The following is a 17,361-nucleotide window of genomic DNA, read 5'->3' on the forward strand; positions in this document are numbered from 1 at the left end:
AGGCACTCTCCGGGCGCGACTCACGCCCTCTCACATGACGGTAGGCGGGTTCGCAGATTCGGCTCAACCGGCTGCGTCCTGAGGGGGAACCGCCGCTGTGGACGTTCCCGTGGCAGGCTTTTTTCCAGCCTTTGCAGAGGCTTTCAGCGCCGCGACCTCGGCGCGCAGGGCGGCGATCTCGGCCTTCAGGGCGTCGAACTCGTCGCGGCGGACCAGATCCATTTCCGCGACCATGCGATCGGTCTGGGCGCGGAAGGCGGTCCTGGCCTCCTCCCCCGCGGCCTGGGCCAGACCCATGGCGCCGGTCGTGAGTTTGGCGAACTCGTCGAGGATGGGGTTGCGCGTCTGCATCACATGCACTCCGGCCCGCATCGGCGAGCGTGGTTAACAGAGGTTCCGCCGATATGGTGAACGAAACCTTGCTTTCGAGGGGTTCTATGGCCTGATTTGGGCGCAGGGCGATGGGGTGGCGGCGAAATTTCAGGGACGCGCCCGGCGGCGCTTGCTAAACCGCACAGGTAGACCCCTCGACAGGAGCGCCCGTGCAATTTCCCGAGTTCGATCCGGTGCTGTTCAGCATCGGCCCGCTGGATATCCGCTGGTATGCGTTGGCCTATGTCGCCGGCATCGTGCTGGGCTGGTGGTACGCCTCGCGGCTGGTGAAGGCCAACGCCCTCTGGCAGCCCGCCAAGCCGCCGGTCACGCCCCTGCAGCTGGACGACCTCGTCCTCTACATCACCCTCGGCATCATCCTGGGCGGCCGCCTCGGATACGCCCTCTTCTACCAGCCGGAGCTGTACGGGCGGCTGTTCACCGGCGCCGACTGGGGCGAGCGGCTGTCCCTGTTGAGGCTGTGGGACGGCGGCATGTCCTTCCACGGCGGGCTTATCGGAGTTTCGATCGCGATCGTGTGGTTCGCATGGCGACACAAGGTCCGTCTGCTCAGCCTGGGCGATGTGGTGGCGCCCGCTGCGCCGATCGGCCTGTTCTTCGGCCGCTTGGCCAACTTCATCAACGGCGAGCTGTGGGGCCGCGAAACGACCGTCCCCTGGGCCGTCCGCTTCTGCAACGACCGCATCTACCGCCTCTACAACGGCTGCCCGGCCGGAGACGTGCCGCGTCACCCCAGCCAGCTATATGAGGCCGGGCTGGAAGGCCTGGTGCTGTTCGGCGTCCTGTGGTTCGCCGTGCACAAGGCGAAGCTGCTGGCCAAGCCCGGTTACATCACGGGCATCTTCCTGTTCGGCTACGGTCTGTCGCGGGCGCTTCTGGAAAACGTGCGCCAGCCTGACGCCGGTCTGGAGAATCTGCCGCTGGGTCTGACCATGGGCATGATCCTGTCGATCCCGATGATGATCGCCGGGGCCGTGCTGATCTGGCGCGCCTGGAGCCGGCCGCCCACCGTCGTCTGATGTCGCTGGCGGACAGACTGGCGCGCGAAATCGCCCTGACCGGGCCGATGACGGTCGCCGACTACGTCGCCCGCTGCCTGCACGATCCCGAAGGCGGCTACTACGCCACCCGGCCCGCCATCGGCGCGACCGGCGACTTCGTCACCGCGCCGATGATCAGCCAGATGTTCGGCGAACTGATCGGCCTGTGGGCGGTCGAGCTGTGGCAGAGGCTGGGCGCGCCCGAGCGCGTCCGGCTGGTCGAGGTCGGCCCGGGCGACGGCACCCTGATGGCCGACGCCCTGCGCGCGGCGCGGCTGGCCCCGGACTTCCTGGCCGCCGTCGATCTGGTCCTGATCGAACCCAGCCCGCCCCTGCGCGCCGCCCAGGCGCGGATGCTGAACGACAGCGACGTCCATCCGCGCTGGGCCCGGGACCTGAACAGCGTCGAGACCGACGCCCCCGTCATCCTGATCGCCAATGAGGTGCTGGACTGCCTGCCCGCGCGCCAGTTCGTGAAGACGGACGAGGGCTGGACCGAGCGGCGCATCGGCGTCACTGACGAGGGCGGCCTGACCTTCGGCCTGTTGCGCATCACCGGCGGCTTCACCCGCCCCGCCTTCGAGGTCGAGCCCGGCCAGACCGTCGAGATTTCGGAGCAGCAGGCCGCCTTCGGCCGTGACGTCGCGGCCCTGATCAAGGCGGGCTCGGGGGCGGCCCTGCTGATCGACTATGGGCGCGCCAAACCCGGGCCTGGTGACACCCTTCAGGCCCTGCGTCGGCATCAGAAGGTCGATCCATTGGAAACGCCCGGAGAGGCCGACCTGACCCAGTGGGCCGACTTCCCGACCGTGCAGGAGGCCGCCATCCGGGCCGGCGCCGATGTGACGGGCGCCGTGGGCCAGGGCGAATTCCTGCGGCTGCTCGGGATCGAAGCCCGCGCCGACCGGTTGAAGTCGGGACGGCCGGATGCGGCGCCCGTCATCGAGCGCCAGCTGGCCCGCCTGACCGCGGACGACCAGATGGGGACCCTGTTCAAGGCCTGCGCGGTCTTCTCGCCCCGCACCCTCGTCGTCCCCGGCTTCGAGGACTGAGCATGACGCTGCAACCGATCACCCATCCCCTGCTGGACATGGCCGGCGTCCGCCACGGCTTCTTCACCCGCCAGGGCGGCGTTTCCACCGGCATCTACGACAGCCTGAACACCGGCCTCGGCTCGACCGACGATCCCGCAGCGGTCGCCCGGAACCGGCAACGCGTCGCCGCGCACATGGGCGGACGCCCTGATGACCTCGCCGCCTGCTATCAGATCCATTCCAGCCTCGCCCGCGTGGCCGTGGCCGGCTGGAAGGGCGACCGGCCCGAGGGCGACGCCACCGTCACCGCCGCGCCCGGCGTCATCTGCGCCGTTCTGACCGCCGACTGCGCGCCGATCCTGCTGGCTGACGCCGAGGCCGGTATCGTCGGGGCCGCGCATGCGGGCTGGAAGGGCGCCCTGGAGGGCGTCACCCACTCCACCGTCGCCGCCATGCAGGCCCTGGGCGCCGAGCCGCGCCGCATGGTCGCCGTCATCGGCCCCTGCATCGCCCAGGCCAGCTATGAGGTCGGCGCGGACTTCCAGGAACGGTTCGACCACCACGATCCGGGCGGCGGCCGCTTCTTCGCCCCGGGCGCCACGCCGGACAAACGCCTGTTCGACCTGCCCGGCTTCGTCTTGTGGCGGCTGGAGCAGGCCGGTGTCGGCGAGGCGGCCTGGACCGGCCACGACACGCGCGCGGACGAGGGGCGGTTCTATTCGAACCGCCGAGCCTACCTGAATGGAGAGCCGGACTTCGGCCGAATGATGAGCGCGATCAGCCTGCGCTGACGAGGGCTATGGCCGTCGTCTCTCAATCCCGAAATCCGTGTTCGAAATCCTGCGGAATCCGTATCCGAATTCCTCGGCGTCCGGAGGGCCGGTCTAGCCCGCCATCGCCAGTTCGGGCGCGCCGGTCACCTCGCGCCACGACTGCGGATTGGCCAGCAGTTCGCGGACCAGCAGGTTGTTGATCGCGTGGCCCGCCTTGACGCCCTCGTAGCGGCCCAACAGGGGCGCGCCGAGCACATACAGGTCGCCGATGGCGTCCAGCGCCTTGTGCTTGACGAACTCGCGCTCCATCCGCAGGCCGCCCGGGTTCAGGATCTGGTCGCCGTCGATGACCACGGCGTTCTCCAGCGAGCCGCCGCGGGCCAGACCGGCGCGGCGCAGAGCCTCGACCTCATGGGCGAAGCCGAAGGTGCGGGCGGCCATGATCTCGGTGCGGAAGGTTTCCTCGTCGACGACGAAATCCACCACCTGGTTGCCGATCACCGGCGTGTCGAAGTCGATCTCGAACCGCATCTCGTAGCGGTCGCAAGGCAGCAGGGCGGCGGTCTTGTCGCCTTCCTGCACGCGGATCGGCTCCAGGATCTCGATGTAGCGGACAGCCGCTTCCTGACGGCGGAAGCCGGCGCGGTCCAGCAGCTGTACGAACTGCAGCGCCGAACCGTCGAGGATCGGCAGTTCGGGCCCGTCCACCTCGACCACGGCGTTTGACACGCCCAGGGCGGCGAAGGCGGCCATCAGATGTTCGATGGTCGACAGGCGAACGCCGGCGGCGTTCTCGATCATGGTGTTCAGCCGTGCGTCGACGACGGCCTCGCCCGAGACCGGAATTCGGTTGTCGCGGTCCTTGATGTCGGTGCGCACGAAGACGATGCCCGTGCCGACCGGCGCCGGACGCACGGCCAGACGCACGCGGTCGCCCGTGTGCACGCCCACCCCCGCGATGATCGCGGGAGCGACGGTGGTCTTCTGGCGATGGTCGTAGCTGACCGGCAAACTCGAACTCTCAACAATTACAGCGACCGCACGTATGCGGAATACGCCCCAGCAACCGTCTAGCGGTCGCCTCGCAACAGCGAAATGAAAGTCGGGTTTCCGATTGTTTCGCTTTTGGTAACCGTCCCGCCCACGAAAAAGCCCCGGAGCGACGGCTCCGGGGCCTTCATCGGCTCAGTCGAACGGCCTCAGTTGGCGAGGCGGCGCAGGAACGATGGGATTTCCAGATCGTCTTCCGCCTGGCCCAGCTCGGGTTCCGGCGAAGGCTGGGCCTGGGTGGTCGGCCGCATCTCGGTCATGCGGGACTCGGTCTGACGCGACTGCGGATAGGTGGGCTGGACCGGCTGGCGCTTGCCGCGGCCGAACAGGCTCCAGCCCGACTTACGGTGATCGCGGTCGTCATACTCATCATAGGCCGGCTCTTCGCGGCGTGTTTCCGGCTGCGGAGCGCGGTCTGCCGAACGGTCCATGTACAGGTCGCCCTGGGCCACCGGAGCCGTCGTTTCGGCGGCCGTGCGGGCGCGCGGCGAGGACTCGTACTCCTCGACCCACGGATCGACGATCGGCTCCAGGGTGCGGTCCTCGGCGACGTGGATCACGGGTTCCGGACGCGGCTCGGGAGCGCGGGCCGCAGTTCCGAAGGTCGGCTGGGCGGACTGAAAGGTCGGGACGACCGGGGCCGGCTCGGGCTGGCGCGGGGCCTCGGCGCGAACCGGTTCGCGAACCGGGTCCTGACGCACAGGCTCGGCGCGCGAGGCGGCGTAGGGCGCGGCCGGGCGGCGGCTGTCGAAGGTCGAGGTTGCAGCCGAGGACGCGCCCTTGGCGGCGGCCAGGTCTTCCATGCCGGTGGCCACGACCGAGACCCGGATCTTGCCGTCCAGGGCCGGGTCGAAGGCGGCGCCGAAGATGATGTTGGCGTCGGCGTCCACTTCGCCGGCGATGGCGTTGGCGGCCTCGTCGACTTCCAGCAGGGTCATGTCCATGCCGCCGGTGATGTTCACCAGCACGGCCTTGGCGCCCTTCAGCGAGGTCTCGTCCAGCAGCGGGTTGGCGATGGCGTTCTGGGCCGCCATCAGGGCGCGGTCGTCGCCCGAGGCCTCGCCCGTGCCCATCATCGCCTTGCCCATTTCGGACATGACGGCGCGGACGTCGGCGAAGTCGAGGTTGATCAGGCCCGGCAGGATCATCAGGTCGGTGATCGAACGCACGCCCGAATGCAGCACCTGGTCGGCCATGCCGAAGGCGTCGGCGAAGGTGGTGCGTTCATTGGCGACGCGGAACAGGTTCTGGTTCGGGATGACGATCAGGGTGTCGACGTAGCGCTGCAGCTCGGCGATGCCCGCATCCGCCAGACGCATGCGGTGGCGGCCTTCGAAGGTGAAGGGCTTGGTCACGACGCCGACGGTCAGGATGCCGCGGTCGCGGGCGCATTTGGCGATGACGGGGGCCGCGCCGGTGCCGGTGCCGCCGCCCATACCGGCCGTGATGAATACCATGTGGGCGCCGTCCAGGTGCCCGTAGATTTCCTCGGCCGACTCCTCGGCGGCGTTCATGCCGACCTCGGGGTGGGCGCCGGCGCCCAGGCCTTGCGTGATGGTCTCGCCCAGCTGGACGCGGCGGTCGGTCTTGGCGAACGACAGATGCTGCGCGTCGGTGTTGGCGACGACGAACTCGACGCCCTCAAGACCCGCATCGATCATGTTGTTGACGGCGTTGCCGCCGGCGCCGCCGACGCCGAAGACGACGATACGGGGCTTCAGTTCCGTGTGTTGCGGACGCACCAGCGAGAGAGACATATTCTTATCCGACCTTATCCGACCCTGCCCTAGCCTTGCCCCGATGCGATTCCCCGCCGATTCGCATTGGTTATGAGCGCGTTAAGGAAACACCCGAACTGCTTAAGGGAGTGTTACCCGATAGGCTGAGTCGGGCCCGGAGCCACGGATTTCATTAACCTTCACCGCAGTTTGCCCGGGGCCAAAGAAAAAAGGGCGGCCCTTGCGAGCCGCCCTTTCCGTCTTGATCGCCGAGGGTCTTACCAGGGGCGGTAGTTCAGGCCGATGAAGAAGCGCGTGCCGTACGGATCGAAGTTCGAGTACAGCGTCGTGCCCAGGTACGGGTTCTGTTCGTTGTCGAAGGCGTTCACGACGCCGGCGCGCATCGACAGATTGTCGTCGACGTTGAAGCGCACCGTGAAGTCGTGGCGGGCGAAGTCGCCCGTGCTGAGGGATTCCACAGGCCGGCTATCCGAGTTCGACACGAAGTTGCGCGGCGAGACGATGTCCTGCGCGGTCTGCCAGTCAACCGTCCAGTTCACGCTCCAGGTGTCGTTGGGCGTGTAGGTCAGCGACGAGGTGAGACGCACCCGCGGGTAGAACAGGGTGCTGCCGAGCTCGGTGCCGTCGTTGGGATCCGACGAGTTCAGGAACTGCTCCTGCTCGATCAGCCACAGGCCGCCGACCGAGTAGTCGAGACGACCCCAGTTACGGCCGAAGACCTCTTCCATGTCGACCGAGTACCGCGCCGTGAAGTCCAGACCACGGGTGGTCAGGGCGGCGTAGTTGATCGACCCCTGGATGAAGCCGCCGATCGGATCGCCGACCGGTCCGCCGACATAGAAGGGGTCGCCGGGACGGTTGCGGAAGATGGTGGCGCAGGCGGCCGTGTTGAGAACGTCGCCATTGACGCAGTTGTTGGCTGCGGTCTGCGCCGAGACGCTGGCGATCACGTTCTCGATCTCGATCTCGTAGTAGTCCAGAACCAGGCTGAGGTTCGGGAACCAGCGAGGCTGGATGACCGTCGAGAAGGTGAAGGATTCCGACTCTTCCGGCTGCAGGAACGGGTTGCCGCCGAGCACGCCGGCGATACCCGAGGTGTAGACGGGCTGGAAGTCGTCGGTCGTCGTCGCGGTGGTGCTGCCGAAGTCGAACGACAGGCCCTGGGCCGCGGCGAGGGCGGAGCAGTTGTTGATCCGGTTGGTACGGGTCTGGGCGTCGCCCAAGGCCGCAATATTGTTCGTGGCGCAAGGATCCACGAAGCCGTTGGCGAAGGTCTGGCTGAAGGGCGAGAAGTTCTCGTTCAGATCCGGCACCCGGACCGAGCTGTTGAAGCTGGTCTTGAAGGTGATGTCCCGGACCGGCCGGTAGACCAGGTTCACGCCATAGACGTCGAGATTGCCCACGGTCGTGTAGTCGGCGTAGCGGTAGGAGCCGCTCAGTTCGGCATACTCGCCCAGCCAGCTGTCACGGAACAGCGGCAGCGAGAGTTCGGCGAAGGCTTCCTCGCTCTCGTACTGGGCGCCCACGAAGTCGGGACCCGTGTTCATGAACAGGAAGCGGCCGTTGGTGTCGGCGTCGCGGCCGACGCCCTCGGTGTATTCACGACGGTATTCGACGCCCAGGGCCATGCCGATCGGGCCGGCGCCCCAGAAGTCCCACAGCTCGCCGGCGATCGAAGCGATGAACTGCTCCTGCTCGTTGAGCTCGGTCACGGCGATGGCGGCGTCGATATAGTCCAGGGCCGCCTGGCTCTGGTTGCCGTCGCCGAAGATGTTCAGCGGGGCGCAGTTGTCGATGTCGGCCTGGCCGTAGCCTTGCAGGTTGCGGAGGTCTTCACCGCCGAAGACGTTGCCGAAGTTGCTATACTCAAGCGGCAGGCCCTGGGCGTCCAGCAGCTGCACGCGGCAGACGATCTCGCCCGGGGTGCCGTTGACGATACCGGCGACGTCGAAGACCGAGTCGGCGGCGAGACCGACGCGCAGGGAGTCGACGCCCCGCTCGCTGTTCCGCATCGTGGCTTCACCGTAGGTGTAGCCGATGTCCCAGTTGATGTTGTCGACGAACAGCAGCTGATCGAACGAACCACGCAGGCCGACCACGAAGCGGGTCAGCTCGCGGCTGTTGTCCTGGCTCCGGTCCGGACCGAACATGGTGTGGCGAGCCAGTTGAACCAGGGGGCCGCCGGCGGTGCAGACGCCGTCAGTGGTCGCCGTCGGCGCGGTGCAGGTCCCAACCGTGTTGGTGGCGATGGCGTTACGGACCAGGGTCGGCAGGAAGGCGTTGTCGTCCCAGCGCAGGTCCATGGCCTGCACGCCCCACAGCGAGTTCAGCTGTGTGTTGGAATAGGAGGTGTTGTCGAGGTCGAAGTCGAAGAAGGTCGGCTGGCTGACATCGAAGGTGTCTTCGATGATGTGCTTGACCTCGAAGAAGGCGTCGATGTTGTCGGTCACCCGAAGGTTGGCGCCGACCTGATAGCGCTGCGATTCCGAATCCGGCACCCGCGACAGCGTCGAGAAGGCCGCCGGGTTGATGCCGTCGCCGCCGTAGTTGTACGGGCGGCTGACACCGGTTTGACCGATGCGCTGACCGAAGTTCGCGGGACGCGCCGTCGTGCCGTCATACCAGTAGGTATATCCGGGAGCCACCGCATAGCAGGAGGCGGCGTAGGTGAAGTTGCAGGAGCTGCCGGAGAAGTTGGCGACATCGGGGTCGTTGCCCGCGCTGACCGCCGTCCGGTGAGCGAGGGTCGTCTGACCCCACAGCGGGCGGTCCATCCGGTTGGGGCTGTTGAACAGCATGCTGTCGACGAAGCCGTCGGATGCGGGCCCGAGGGCCGCGTTGGTCGGGTCGGCGTCAACGCCCAGCAGATAGTTGCCGTCCCGGATCCAGTCGATGTCGAACGAGGTGACCGGGTCCTGATGCTCGTACTCGGCGTGGGCGTAGACGTTCAGGCGGTCGTCGAAGAAGTTGTGGCCGATCAGGGCCGAGATGCGCTTCGCAGCCTGGCCATCCTGGTTGATCATGCCGTAGTTGGCGTCGATCTCGAGGCCTTCGAAATCCTTCCGCAGCACGAAGTTCAGCACGCCGGAAACGGCGTCCGCGCCGTAGACGGAAGAGGCGCCGCCGGTGACGATTTCGATGTTTTCAATCAGCAGGCGGGGGATGGTGTCGACGTCAACCGCCAGCGAGCCGCCGTTCGAACCGACATGGCGACGGCCGTCAACAAGCGTCAGCGTGCGGTTCGAGCCCAGCGAACGCAGGTTCGCCAGCGACAGACCGCCGTCGCCAAGGCCGGAACCGGTCGTGTCCGACGGAACCACCGAGTTCGACAGGGCCGGGATGGTGGCCAGATAGTCGATGACCGTCGACTGACCGGTGGTCAGAAGGGCTTCGCGGTTGACCTGGATCAGCGGGGTCGGGGCGTTGGTGGGGTCGCGACGGATGCGCGAACCGGTGACCACGACTTCGTCGATCTCGGTGGCGTCCTGGTCGGCCTGACCCTGAACGTTCACGGGCGGCAGCTGGCTCTGGGCCAAGGCCGGAGCGGTGACAGCCATGACGCCCGCGAGGATCGTCGAGCCAAAGAGGTACTTGCGCTTGAGAAGCATGGTGTTTGGGCCCCAACCAATAATGGATGCAACAAGCAGCCTCCGCCGTGGCGACGGATTCTGCTTCGGACCGTCACGCTAACATCTAGGACCGTCCCGGCAAGCATTGTGGCGGCACGGAGGCTAATCCAGCATACCGTTGTTACAATCTGGACACACTGTCGCCACGAGACCGACGTGCGAATTTCGCCGTCGGAGCACGGACATAGGGGCTTTTAGAGGTTTTCCCGCAGCCAGCCGGCGGCACGCGCCACAATCCCGCCCTGATGGATGCGAGGGGCGTCTGCAGCTGAAAGTTGTCTGGACATCAGCTTGCGGGCCGACACCGCCTCCCGGGGGCCATAGGCGGCCCGCAGCAGGACCCCCGCAGCCGAGCAGAAGGCCGGTCCGGATGCGGCGTCGGCCAGGTGGGGAGCGCGCTGGGGTTTGCCCAGACGCACGGGGCGGTCGAACACGCGCACCGCCAGTTCACGCACGCCGTTCAGCTGGCTGGCGCCGCCGGTCAGAACCAGGCCCGCGCCCGGCTCAAGGCCCACGCCGGCGTTGCGCAGGCGATCGCGCAGCAGTTCCAGGGTCTCCTCGACGCGCGGGGCGATGACGGTCTTCAGCATGGCGCGCTGGACGAAGATGGGGCCCGCCGACGGGTCCTCGCCCCGCGGCGGGGCCTCCAGCATCTCGCGATCCTCGTTGGCGCTGGCCATGGCCGAGCCGTGCAGCGTCTTGAGCCGCTCCGCCCCGGCCTTGGAGGTCGACAGGCCTCGGGCGATGTCGGCGGTGACATGATCGCCGCCGACGTTCAGCGATTCGATATGCAGCAGGGAGCGCCCGCCCCAGACCGCCGCCGAGGTCGAGCCCCCGCCCATGTCGATGCACACGCAGCCCAGATCCATCTCGTCGTCTTCCAGCGCCGCCAGCGACGACACCACCGGCGCCGCCGCCACGCCCTGCAAATCCAGGTGAGCCAGTTCGAGGCAGTGGCTCAGGCCGTTGAAGGCGCCCTCGGCCATGGAGACGACCAGCAGGTCGAGACCCAGCGAATGGCCTTTCATGGAGCGGGGATCGTGCACGCCGCGCGCGCCGTCGACCGACCAGGCGATCGGCAGGACGTGGATCGGACGACGGTTCGGCAGGCGGATCTGGGCCAGGGCCATGGCGATGGCGCGGGCCAGATCGGCGTCGCCGACGGGGGTGGCGCCCAGCGAGACGCGGGCCTGAACGCGATGGCTCGCCATCTGGCCGATGGCCGTGGTGACGACGACGCCCGAGACCGGCGAGCCGGCGGCGCGTTCGGCGCGCTCGACGGCGTGGCCGATGGCCTGGGCCGCCTCGTCCATGTTGACGATGCCGCCGCCCCGCACGCCGCGCGACTGGACGTGGCCGGCCCCGGCGACGCGGATGGTTCGGTCGGCGTGGCGCACGCCCTCGGGCTTCATGATGAAGCAGGCGACCTTGGACTGGCCGAGATCCAGCGCCGCCACCACGGGCGCGCGTCCGGCGCCGCTCTTGGCGCCGTCCACAGCTTTATCCACAGACCGTCCAGCCATAAACGTCCCCTACCCTACGCGGCGCCGGCGGAGGGCCGGACGGCGACCTCTCCCGGCGTTCTCAGATCAATGCGGTCGAAGCCCAGCTCCAGCAGGCGTTCGCGCTGGTCCAGCGCATCCAGCTGGATCAGGGCGGCGTCCTGGTCGGTGGCGGGTAGCTGGATCAGGCTGCCGTCCTTCAGTCTCAGGTCCCAGCGGCGTTCGTCGACGCGCACAAGAGCCTCGACCCGCGCCCGCAAGCCGGGCCGCTGGGCGATCAGCGGCAGGACTTCGGAGGCGGCCTGTTCGGCGCCCTTGCCGACAACCAGCGGAAGGTTGGGATAGCGGCCGGCGTCCGCGCCGGCGATGACCACGCCATGGCTGTCGATGACCATGTTGCGGCCGCCGGCCTGCCAGACGGCCAGACGGTCATGCTCTGTGACATGGACGATCAGGGTGTTGGGCAGCAGGCGCACCACGCGCGCGCCCTTGACCCAGCCCACCGCCTCGACGCGCTTGCGCACGGCGTCGAGGTCGATCGAGGTCATCGGCTGGTCGGCGTACAGCTGCACGGCGCGCTGAATGGTGGCGGTCGCCTCGGGCGACTCCCCCTCGATGAAGACCTTCTCGAGTTTCAGGCCCATGCCGGCCGCTGCGCCGTCGACGCCATGGCTGATCGAGGCGCCGATGCGCTCGGCGCGCGCTCCGGTGGCCAGAACGCCCGCCAGAACGGCGACGCCGGCGACGATGGAAATGATGACCGCGCGGGGAGACAGGTCGAGACGGCCCAGCGCCGCCATCTTGCCCGGGGTGGCCGGGGCGTTGCGGGGCGAACGCCCGCGTCCCTGTGATCCAGGAGCCGCGCCGCGTTTTGCAGGCTGGTTCGAACTCTGTCGCCGACCGCCGCGAACTACCGCGGGCATGAGGCGTCCTCCACCATCCACCGTACCAAGGCTTTATAGTCCATCCCGACGAACGCGGCCTGCTCGGGACTGAGCGAGGTTGGCGTCATGCCGGGCTGGGTATTGACCTCCAGAAGGACCAGATCGTCCTTAATATCGTCATAACGAAAGTCCGATCGCGACACGCCGCGACAACCCATGGCGGTGTGCGCCAGCTCGGATTCCCGCAGCGCCTTCTCGAACACATGCGGCGGCAGGACCGCGGGCAGGATGTGGCTGGAGCCGCCGGGCGCGTATTTGGCCTCGTAGTCGTAGAAGCCCTTGTGGGGCGTGATGTCGGTGACCGTCAGGGCGCGGGGACCTGACTTTTCCCCGAGAACCGTGACCGCCAATTCCTTGCCCGCAATGAAGGGCTCGACCATGACCTGTTCGCCATAGGTCCAGGCGGCCTCGCCGGGAGCGGCGCACGGCGCGTCGCCCTCGCGCACCAGATAGACGCCGACCGAGGATCCCTCGGCGTTCGGCTTGATGACATAGGGCGGGTCGATCACATGGCGGCGCGCGACCTCGTGGCGGTCGAACAGGCCGCCGCCGGGCACGACGACGCCGGCGGCGCGCAGCACGGCCTTGGACTTTTCCTTGTCCATGGCGAGGGCCGAGGCCAGAACGCCCGAGTGGGTATAGGGAATGGCCAGGGTCTCCAGCACGCCCTGGACGCAGCCGTCCTCGCCCCATTCGCCGTGCAGGGCGTTGAAGACGACGTCGGGTTTCAAATCCGCCAGCACCTGGGCCAGGTCGCGACCGGCGTCGACGCGGGTGACCCTGGCCACCTGCCCTTCCAGGGCGTCGGCGCACATCCTGCCCGAGCTCAGGGACACCTCCCGTTCGGACGACAGTCCGCCCATCAGGACGGCGACGTGCAGGTCTGCGAACGGGCGGGTCATCAGGGGATCAACTCAAAGCGGGCGGCCGATCCTCTTGATCTCCCATTCGAGGTTTACGTTCAGTTTACTTTGAACGTCGGCGCGCACGGCGTCGCCCAGACCCTCGATGTCGGCGGCGGTCGCCTCGCCGGGGTTGATCATGAAGTTGCTGTGCAGTTCGCTGAACATCGCCCCGCCTCCCGTGGCCCTGAACAGCTTGCCGCGCCAGCCGGCCTCGTCGACCAGTTTCCACGATGAATGGCCGGGCGGGTTCTTGAAGGTCGAGCCGCCGGTCTTCTCGCGGATCGGCTGGGTCTGTTCGCGGCGCGAGGTGATCTCGGCGATCCGCGCGGCGACGACTTCCGGATCGTCGGGCGTCCCCCGATAGGTCGCCTCGATCCATATAATGTCGGCCGGCGCCTCCGAGTGGCGATAGGTGTAGCCGAAGTCGGCCAGCGCATATTCGACCCTCTCCCCTGCCCGCGTCACGCCGCGCGCCGAGACGAGGATGTCCTTCGTCTCCGCGCCATAGCAGCCCGCGTTCATGGTCAGGGCCCCGCCGATGGTGCCGGGGATGCCGGCGTAGAACTCCAGCCCCGCCAGCCCGGCTTTCGCAGACGCCTTCGCCACCATGGAGTCCAGCGCGCCCGCGCCCGCAGTGATCGTGTCGCCCTCGGTCGTGATCCCGGCGAACGGCCGCCCGGCCAGCCGGATGACCACCCCCTCGACCCCGCCGTCGCGGACGATGATGTTGGACCCGACGCCGAGCACGGTCACGGGCACGGCCGGGTCGAGCGCCTTCAGAAAGTCGGCGAGATCGTCGGCGTCGGCCGGGATGAACAGGGCGTCGGCGTTCCCGCCCACCCGGAACCAGGTGAAGGGCCCCAGCGGCTCGTTGAGCAGCAGCTTGCCGCGGACGTCGGGAAAGGAATCGATCAATCCTTTGATCCTTCAGAGAAGAATTGCTTCGTTTCGCGCAGCCGTCCTGCGTTCCAGTCGGATTGCCGCTCACGCCATTCCGGGTTCAGCTTGCCGAGAAGCGCCTCCTGAATGCGGGAGGTTCTAAGATGATAGTCGACGGCCGCATCCCGGAGTTGCTCTTCCGAAAGCTGATCCATGCGAAGCACTTCCGCCGTATCAAGAGGCGGCTGCTCGTTGGCCACCGCTGTCGACGCCATATTGGTCGTGACCTCCACAAACACCCGCTCCATGAGCACCTCCGGGCTGGAGCTTGAGGCGACGACCCCGGGAACGCCCCGCTCGGAATAGACGAGCGAATAGCGGCCGTCGGCGGCGATCAGGACATGGTAACCCGCGTCTGTCGTGGCTCCGCAGTGCGGCAGCATCTCGCGGGGGGCCTGAATGGCTGCGCCGAGTCTCTCCATCTCGGCGCAGAACGCCTGCAATGGTGGAGCATCCATCAAGCCAGCGCCTCCAGCTGCCCCGGCAGGGCGTAGGCCCAGGCCGTGATGTCGCCCGCGCCCAGCAAGACGACGAGATCGCCCCCCTTGGCCTCCGCCGCGATCACCCCCGGCAACGCCTCCACGCTCTGCAGCGGCTGGACCGACCGGTGGCCGAAGCGGCGGATGCCCTCGACGAGGGCGTTCTTGTCCACCCCCTCGATCGGCGTCTCCCCGGCGGCATAGACGTCGGCGACGAAGACCGCGTCTGCATCCGAGAAACAGGTGGAGAATTCTTCCATCAGGGATTCCAGCCGGGTGAAGCGGTGCGGCTGGACCACGGCGATGACGCGGCCCTCGGCGACCTGACGCGCGGCCTTCAACACGGCGGCGATCTCGACCGGATGGTGGCCGTAGTCGTCGACGATCCGCACGCCACCCACGACGCCCGTGGTGGTGAAACGCCGGCGGACGCCGCCGAAGCCGGCGAGGCCCGCCTTGATCGCCTCGTCCGACACGTCCAGTTCGCGCGCCACGGCGATGGCCGCCAGGGCGTTGGCGACATTGTGCCAGCCCGCCATGGGCAGATGCAGGCCCTCGATCCGGATCGGTTCGTCCAGCGCCGCCAGCCCCTGCTTCTGGATCACCACGTCGAACCGGCAGCCGTCGGGCATCATCTGGCAGTTGTCGGCTCGCACCATGGCCTGGGGATTGATGCCATAGGTGACCAGCCGCCGGTTATCGATCGAGGCCACCAGCCGCTGCACCTCGGGATGGTCGAGGCAGACGGCGGCGAAGCCGTAAAAGGGGATGTTCTCGACGAAGTCCACGAACGCTTTCCGCACCCCGTCGAAGTCGCCGTAGTGGTCGAGGTGCTCGGGGTCGATGTTTGTGACGATGGCCACCGTCGACTTCAGGCGCAGGAAGCTGCCGTCGCTCTCGTCGGCCTCGACCACGATCCAGTCGCCGTCGCCGACCTTGGCGTTGGTGCCGTAGGCGTTGATGATGCCGCCGTTGACCACCGTCGGATCCAGCCCGCCGGCGTCGAGGATGGCCGCGACCATGGAGGTGGTCGTGGTCTTGCCGTGGGTGCCCCCTACCGCAATCGAGAACTGCAGCCGCATCAGTTCGGCCAGCATCTCGGCCCGGCGCACCAGCGGAATGCGGCGCTCGCGGGCCGCGACCATCTCGGGATTGGTCGCCTTGACCGCCGTCGAATAGACCACCGCCGAGACGCCGTCGCCGATGTGGGCGGCGTCATGGCCGATGAAGATGCGCGCGCCCAGTCGCTCCAGCCGCTCGGTGTTGGCGCTGGCCCTGGCGTCCGAGCCCTGAACCGAATAGCCGATCTTGAGCATGATCTCGGCGATCCCGCTCATCCCGATGCCGCCTATGCCGACGAAATGGACCGGGCCGAGGTCGAACGGGACGGGGCGAAGGCGAGCGATCATCCGAGCGGATTAGCAAGGGTTCGGAGGGATTGCACCACCCCGCTGCGATCAGTCCTCAGCGACGAAATCCTGGGCGAACTCCGGCGCGTCCTCGTCCCCGGGAAGGAGAGGCGCGTCGTCATCGTCCACAGGCCGCGACGGGTCCGGAACCTCGAAGCCGACCGGGATGGACAGGTCCAGCAGGCCTGCAGCCTTCATCTCCTGCACCCCCGGCAGGTCGTACAGGCTGGCGAGGCTGAAATGCTCAAGGAATTTGTCGGCCGTAGCGTAGGTGACGGGGCGGCCCGGCGTACGGCGGCGGCCCTTCAGCTTCACGAACCCCATCTCCAGCAGCAGGTCCAACGTCCCCTTGGACAGGGAGACGCCCCGCACGCTTTCGATCTCGGCGCGGGTGCAGGGCTGGTGGTAGGCGATGATGGCCAGGGTCTCGAGCGCGGCCTTCGACAGACGGCGCGGCTCCTCGCGCTCCTCGGTCATCAGGAAGCCGAGATCGGCGGCGGTGCGGAAGCGCCAGCGGTCGGCGACGCATTCCAGCTCGACGCCCCGGCCCTGATACCGTTCGCGCAGGGCGGATATCGCCCCGCCGACATCCGCGCCCTCAGGCAGGCGGCGCGCGATCTCGGCCGCCGACAGCGGGCCGGCCGCGGCGAACAGCAGGGCCTCGACGCGGCGTTCGATCTCTCCGTGATCAGGGGCGAACTGGATCACGGGATCAACTCCAGCGGCTGACCGCGCCCGCGCCGCTTCAGATACAGATCGGCGAAGGCCTCGGCCTGTTTCACATCCATCGCCCCCTCCTTCACCAGCTCCAGACTGGCCGACAGGGTCGAGGCGGTAAAGCTGGCCTGGGTCGGGCCGTCGGTTCCGCTGCGGGCGGGCGCGACCTGTTCCAGCGGCGTCCACTGCTCGAGCCGGGGCAGGACGTCGCGCAGCCAGTCCCGCGCCGCCTCAAGTCCGAAGGCCTCGACGCGCTGGCCGGGATTGTACTGCCGCTGCCCTTCGCGGCGGCGCTGGGTCACATAGGCGGCCATCAGCTCGTACAGGCTGGCGTCGATCCGGTCAGAGGGCACGATGACCAGCGCCTCGGGATCGCCGCGGGTGAAGACGTCGCGCTTCAGCCGGGGCCGGGCGGTGATGGCTTCGACCGCCTTGCGCATGGCCTCCAGCTTCTGCAGCCGGAAGGCCAGGGCGGCGGCCATCTCCTCGGCCGGCGGCTCGTCGCCCTTCTTGTCGGTGCGGGGCAGCAGCAGGCGCGACTTCAGATAGGCCAGCCACGACGCCATCACGAGATAGTCCGCCGCCAGCGAGAAATTCCGCCGCCGCGCCTCGTGGACAAACGCCAGATACTGTTCCGCCAGCCTGGTGATCGACAGCTTCAGCAGATCGACCTTCTGCGTCCGGGCCAGCGCCAGCAGCACGTGCAGCGGGCCTTCGTACCCCTCAAGATCGACCACGAACGCCTCGTGATCGTCGACCTGTTCGGCGGCGGCGAAGTCCAGATTGGGCTGGAAGGCGTCGGTCATGG

The 17,361-nt window shown here is 67.8% G+C and carries 15 protein-coding genes; 3 read left to right on the forward strand and 12 right to left on the reverse strand.

What is annotated here, in order from left to right; translation table 11 throughout:
* Window positions 1-63 precede the first annotated feature (63 nt).
* The gene (locus BrevBR_RS03140) at window positions 64-351 is read right to left on the reverse strand and encodes an accessory factor UbiK family protein (RefSeq protein WP_339999898.1); all 288 of its coding nucleotides are present in this window, start codon (window positions 349-351) and stop codon (window positions 64-66) included.
* A gap of 191 nt (window positions 352-542) precedes the next feature.
* On the opposite strand from BrevBR_RS03140, the gene lgt reads away from it, so the two are divergent.
* Genes lgt through pgeF form a run of 3 tightly spaced genes read left to right on the forward strand, consistent with a single transcriptional unit; the run spans window position 543 to window position 3,258 of the window.
* The gene (gene lgt, locus BrevBR_RS03145; RefSeq protein ID WP_339999899.1) at window positions 543-1,412 is read left to right on the forward strand and encodes a prolipoprotein diacylglyceryl transferase; all 870 of its coding nucleotides are present in this window, start codon (window positions 543-545) and stop codon (window positions 1,410-1,412) included.
* Window positions 1,412-2,485 (forward strand): class I SAM-dependent methyltransferase, encoded by a 1,074-nt coding sequence (locus BrevBR_RS03150; protein ID WP_339999900.1) that lies wholly within the window; start codon window positions 1,412-1,414, stop codon window positions 2,483-2,485. The genes lgt and BrevBR_RS03150 overlap by 1 nt, the downstream gene beginning before the upstream one ends.
* A 2-nt stretch (window positions 2,486-2,487) precedes the next feature.
* Window positions 2,488-3,258, forward strand: coding sequence for a peptidoglycan editing factor PgeF (gene pgeF, locus BrevBR_RS03155; RefSeq protein WP_339999901.1), 771 nt, complete (start codon window positions 2,488-2,490; stop codon window positions 3,256-3,258).
* A gap of 93 nt (window positions 3,259-3,351) precedes the next feature.
* On the opposite strand, the gene lpxC is transcribed toward pgeF, so the two are convergent.
* The 11 genes from lpxC to BrevBR_RS03210 all read right to left on the reverse strand — a co-directional run bounded on the left by lpxC (window position 3,352) and on the right by BrevBR_RS03210 (window position 17,359).
* On the reverse strand, window positions 3,352-4,251 hold the full coding sequence (gene lpxC, locus BrevBR_RS03160; protein ID WP_339999902.1) for a UDP-3-O-acyl-N-acetylglucosamine deacetylase: 900 nt from the start codon (window positions 4,249-4,251) through the stop codon (window positions 3,352-3,354).
* A 188-nt stretch (window positions 4,252-4,439) separates the two neighbouring features.
* A complete protein-coding gene (gene ftsZ, locus BrevBR_RS03165) occupies window positions 4,440-6,047 on the reverse strand; it encodes a cell division protein FtsZ (RefSeq protein WP_332638543.1) in 1,608 nt (535 codons plus the stop codon).
* A 239-nt stretch (window positions 6,048-6,286) separates the two neighbouring features.
* Window positions 6,287-9,637 carry a TonB-dependent receptor domain-containing protein gene (locus tag BrevBR_RS03170; protein ID WP_339999903.1) on the reverse strand — a complete coding sequence of 1,117 codons (3,351 nt, stop codon included), beginning with the start codon at window positions 9,635-9,637 and terminating at the stop codon, window positions 6,287-6,289.
* 215 nt (window positions 9,638-9,852) lie between these two features.
* A complete protein-coding gene (gene ftsA, locus BrevBR_RS03175; protein ID WP_332638541.1) occupies window positions 9,853-11,181 on the reverse strand; it encodes a cell division protein FtsA in 1,329 nt (442 codons plus the stop codon).
* Window positions 11,182-11,195: 14 nt separating this feature from the next.
* Complete coding sequence (locus tag BrevBR_RS03180) at window positions 11,196-12,083, reverse strand: cell division protein FtsQ/DivIB (RefSeq protein WP_339999904.1); 888 nt, start codon at window positions 12,081-12,083, stop codon at window positions 11,196-11,198.
* Entirely contained in the window at window positions 12,071-13,006 is a 936-nt protein-coding gene (locus BrevBR_RS03185) for a D-alanine--D-alanine ligase (RefSeq protein ID WP_339999905.1), read from the reverse strand. The genes BrevBR_RS03180 and BrevBR_RS03185 overlap by 13 nt, the downstream gene beginning before the upstream one ends.
* 12 nt (window positions 13,007-13,018) lie before the next feature.
* Entirely contained in the window at window positions 13,019-13,924 is a 906-nt protein-coding gene (gene murB, locus BrevBR_RS03190; RefSeq protein WP_339999906.1) for a UDP-N-acetylmuramate dehydrogenase, read from the reverse strand.
* Window positions 13,921-14,406 carry a hypothetical protein gene (locus BrevBR_RS03195; protein ID WP_339999907.1) on the reverse strand — a complete coding sequence of 162 codons (486 nt, stop codon included), beginning with the start codon at window positions 14,404-14,406 and terminating at the stop codon, window positions 13,921-13,923. Before BrevBR_RS03195 ends, murB begins: the two co-directional genes overlap by 4 nt.
* Window positions 14,406-15,836, reverse strand: coding sequence for a UDP-N-acetylmuramate--L-alanine ligase (gene murC / locus BrevBR_RS03200; protein WP_339999908.1), 1,431 nt, complete (start codon window positions 15,834-15,836; stop codon window positions 14,406-14,408). The genes BrevBR_RS03195 and murC overlap by 1 nt, the downstream gene beginning before the upstream one ends.
* Before the next feature lie 48 nt (window positions 15,837-15,884).
* Window positions 15,885-16,544 carry an SMC-Scp complex subunit ScpB gene (scpB, locus tag BrevBR_RS03205; protein WP_332638536.1) on the reverse strand — a complete coding sequence of 220 codons (660 nt, stop codon included), beginning with the start codon at window positions 16,542-16,544 and terminating at the stop codon, window positions 15,885-15,887.
* Window positions 16,541-17,359 (reverse strand): segregation and condensation protein A, encoded by an 819-nt coding sequence (locus BrevBR_RS03210; protein WP_332638535.1) that lies wholly within the window; start codon window positions 17,357-17,359, stop codon window positions 16,541-16,543. Before BrevBR_RS03210 ends, scpB begins: the two co-directional genes overlap by 4 nt.
* Window positions 17,360-17,361 lie beyond the last annotated feature (2 nt).

The sequence above is a fragment of the Brevundimonas sp. BR2-1 genome (genome assembly GCF_037626195.1).
Lineage (GTDB): Bacteria > Pseudomonadota > Alphaproteobacteria > Caulobacterales > Caulobacteraceae > Brevundimonas.

Bases quoted from the DNA above. Each gene is read 5' to 3' on its own strand.
- ftsA (WP_332638541.1), bottom strand. From the start codon at position 11,181: ATGGCTGGACGGTCTGTGGATAAAGCTGTGGACGGCGCCAAGAGCGGC.
- BrevBR_RS03195 (WP_339999907.1), bottom strand. From the start codon at position 14,406: ATGGATGCTCCACCATTGCAGGCGTTCTGCGCCGAGATGGAGAGACTC.
- BrevBR_RS03210 (WP_332638535.1), bottom strand. From the start codon at position 17,359: ATGACCGACGCCTTCCAGCCCAATCTGGACTTCGCCGCCGCCGAACAG.
- BrevBR_RS03140 (WP_339999898.1), bottom strand. From the start codon at position 351: ATGCAGACGCGCAACCCCATCCTCGACGAGTTCGCCAAACTCACGACC.
- BrevBR_RS03180 (WP_339999904.1), bottom strand. From the start codon at position 12,083: ATGCCCGCGGTAGTTCGCGGCGGTCGGCGACAGAGTTCGAACCAGCCT.
- BrevBR_RS03170 (WP_339999903.1), bottom strand. From the start codon at position 9,637: ATGCTTCTCAAGCGCAAGTACCTCTTTGGCTCGACGATCCTCGCGGGC.
- ftsZ (WP_332638543.1), bottom strand. From the start codon at position 6,047: ATGTCTCTCTCGCTGGTGCGTCCGCAACACACGGAACTGAAGCCCCGT.
- BrevBR_RS03150 (WP_339999900.1), top strand. From the start codon at position 1,412: ATGTCGCTGGCGGACAGACTGGCGCGCGAAATCGCCCTGACCGGGCCG.
- BrevBR_RS03185 (WP_339999905.1), bottom strand. From the start codon at position 13,006: ATGACCCGCCCGTTCGCAGACCTGCACGTCGCCGTCCTGATGGGCGGA.
- pgeF (WP_339999901.1), top strand. From the start codon at position 2,488: ATGACGCTGCAACCGATCACCCATCCCCTGCTGGACATGGCCGGCGTC.
- murC (WP_339999908.1), bottom strand. From the start codon at position 15,836: ATGATCGCTCGCCTTCGCCCCGTCCCGTTCGACCTCGGCCCGGTCCAT.